This window comes from Psychrobacter sp. T6-1, assembly GCF_052258445.1.
In genome coordinates this window covers 1-526 of the sequence record NZ_JBQQFC010000825.1, presented here as the reverse complement: position 1 = coordinate 526, position 526 = coordinate 1, and the positions used below count along the sequence as shown (strand labels likewise).

General features: G+C 46.2%; 1 pseudogene. It reads right to left on the bottom strand.

Going from position 1 to position 526, the window contains the following annotated elements:
• A pseudogene (locus ACTXGO_RS16190) lies at nucleotides 1-203 on the bottom strand (MFS transporter); the annotation flags it as partial.
• Between the last annotated feature and the right edge of the window lie 323 nt (nucleotides 204-526).

Below are 526 nucleotides of genomic sequence, written 5' to 3'. Positions count from 1 at the left end.
TCAGCGGCAAGGCTCATGGGTATCTGAAATATCGCCTGACCTAGCCCATAGATACCGACCGCCAAACCGATCAAAAATGGCGTGGCATGCGCGTAATTATCGCCGTAGACCGAAAACACTGGCACGATCATAAACAGACCAATCATGCGCAGGGCAAAGATACCACCAACCCCAAAGATTGCCCGTTTTTCTACGCTGTTCATACTTGCCTCACAGGGATATCCAATAGCAACTGACTATCAAGCCTTGTCGTCGTAGCAAACAGTTTGCCTTATGACGATGTGCTTTATATTCGCGACAAATCAAGCCCCCTAGTATAAGACATTCGCCGTCAGCTTGCCGAAACTTTTGCCACTTTGCCCCAAAGCACTGACTTTTTACTCGGCTACTTTTGATGACGCCGCAGTTCTATAATTCAAAGCGATCGGAGTACAGTGAAACCTTGAATAATGCCTGTGTCATGACAATATAGAACAGCACAACTGACGTCATCAACGGGTGCGTTTTTGGCATTATTTAGGTTTAA